We start from the raw sequence: 2378 nt of genomic DNA on the forward strand, positions 1-2378 counted from the left end.
TGAATCTGCAAAACCTAAGGAATTAATGGACATATCCTATACCATGAACAGGTGGATATACAGACCTGACCAAAGACCTGAAAAGTGGACTAACATTGCCAGCTTTCATAGGATCGGATGGTCATTTTTCCAGGGACAGAAAATAAAAGGATGGAAGTGGCTCAAAAACTACACGAGAAAGGCAGAGTCATGCCATACATGCCCGCTCGCCTGCAGAGTCTTTTCAAACATACCTGATTCCCAAGGCAGACATGGATCGGCAAAATGTAATCAGTTCTGGTATGAAAGATACGATATGGAAAGGCACAAGGATATAACAGAGGTTTTTTACAAATCTGCCAAAATAGCGGATATGATGGGCGTAAACGGCTTTGAACTGATCGGAATGATACCGTGGCTCAGGAAATGTTTTGAAGAAAAGATACTTATAAAGGAGGATACTGGCATAGCCATAGAGGATGTAGGAACATTGGAATTTGCTGAGAAGCTCATTAAGATGATCGCCTACAAAGAAGGTTTCGGAAAGATTCTTTCAGAAGGCTCTCCGAGAGCCGCTGATATTATCGGGAGGGGCAGTCAGAAACATCTTCCCCATATGAATCGGGGTTTTGCCCAGCACTGGGAACCCCAGCTCTGGTCGCCCCAGGCCCTCTTTTGGGCAATGGAGACGCGCCATCCGGTGAGCAGCATTCATGCCATGTACTGGGTTTTCAGGATGTATGTTAAGGATCTCTGGCCTGCTGCGGGCTTTGCATCGGCAGAAGATGTTGCTGCATGGAGCAGAGAGCTTTTTGGCACTGATAAGGCAGTCGACTACAGTGATGAGAATTTTTATAATCCGATCCATGCATCAGTAACAAAGTGGATTAGGGAATACGACATAGCGCGGAGGAGCGTGATCGTATGCTCATATGGCCCGACTCCTCTATTTTTCAGCTCCTATTCCGAAGCGCCTAATTATAAGGTACCACTACGATCACCGGATCTGGAAAGCCGCCTCGTGAGTCTCGTCACCGGAACCGATATAATACCTGATGGGAAAGAATTAATTAGGGCTGGACAGCGGATACTCAATCTTGAGAGGGTGATTGCCATGCGTGAAGGGAGAAATCGGAATCATGATACCCTCGCCGATTATCTCTTCACAAAACAGAGGCAAGGCAAAGTTACGGGACCTGAAGGAAAGGTTATTACAGTAAACAGAGCATTAAACAGGGAGAAATTTGAGGAACTAAAAACCGAGTATTACAAGATAAATGGCTGGGATCCCGTTACAGGACATCCTGAGAAAAAGACCTTGGAGGAACTTGGGCTTAGGGATGTAGTGATGAAAATATGATGATAAAGAAGGGAAGCACTTTAACTGACAGTATTACTCCAGACACGGATGGCAGTGAGACTTTTGATTATATCGTCCCTCTTGAGAGGTCGCTCTATATCTTCATTAATAACAGCTATTACGCTGCCGTCATGTTGAGCCCTGGTAAGGAAAGAGAATTTATCATCGGACATCTTTACTCAGAGGGGATCATACGTTCCTTACAAGAGATCTCCTCTATGGAGATCGAAGGCAATATAGTGGAAATTGTGCTCCTGCGGAAGATGCTCTCTTTTCCCGGAAAGGTGATTCTAAGCGGGTGCGGTGGAGCCTCAGCAGAAATGCTGAAAGGACGGCTTCCACAGGTAACTACGGAAGCCGTTCTTACCAGAGACGCCGTTTTTGCCGGTATTAAAGATGTATTGAATTCCGAGATGTATAGAAAAACAAGGGGTGTACATAAATGCTCATTATTGAACGCATCCTCTTTAATTGCATCTGCTGAAGATATCGGGAGACATAATGCTCTCGATAAAGTAATAGGAGAGGCTCTTATTGCAGGGTATGATTTTCATAATGCCTGTGCAGCTATTACCGGAAGGGTGTCGTCTGAGATGGTACTGAAGTGTTCACGAGCCAATATCCCTGTTATAGCCTCAACAACATCGGTGACGAGTTTCGCCATTGAGCTTGCTCATTTAACCGGTCTAACGGTAATTGGCTTCGTTACAGGCAGAAGAATGAAGATTTATACCCACAGCTCACGCATAGCAGGTTGCACGGGGTTAATTAGGGACACATCCCATATTTAGTTGCTTTGCCCTTTGGCCTGCCCGGTTTCTGCAGTATGAACCTTCTGCCCATTTTCTTTTCTATCTTCTTTATAAAATTGTCATCTATGAAAAAGATATTACAATAAAAAAATGCACACTCCTTTTTTTCTTTTTCTTATTTTCCACTCATGGAAGCGTAGAGACTCTACTTCTCTCTCGGAGCTTCCATGAGTGGAAAACCTATCCTTATTTACTTATTTAGCCAGTTCTACCTCTTTGGGTCTTAT

At 44.2% G+C, this 2378-nt stretch carries 2 protein-coding genes; both read left to right on the forward strand.

The genetic code is table 11. The features are described 5' to 3' along the window. The coding region (locus tag AC3EBE_RS08150) for an aldehyde ferredoxin oxidoreductase C-terminal domain-containing protein (RefSeq protein WP_488594524.1) at positions 1–1339 on the forward strand (1339 nt) is incomplete at its 5' end. Then, positions 1336–2130 (forward strand): formate dehydrogenase accessory sulfurtransferase FdhD, encoded by a 795-nt coding sequence (fdhD, locus tag AC3EBE_RS08155; RefSeq protein ID WP_488594525.1) that lies wholly within the window; start codon positions 1336–1338, stop codon positions 2128–2130. The genes AC3EBE_RS08150 and fdhD, both read left to right, overlap by 4 nt. The last annotated feature ends 248 nt before the right edge of the window (positions 2131–2378 follow it).

It is taken from the genome of Mesobacillus sp. (genome assembly GCF_057785455.1).

Excerpts from the sequence above, each read along its gene's own strand:
- fdhD (WP_488594525.1), top strand. The coding sequence starts at position 1,336 with ATGATGATAAAGAAGGGAAGCACTTTAACTGACAGTATTACTCCAGAC.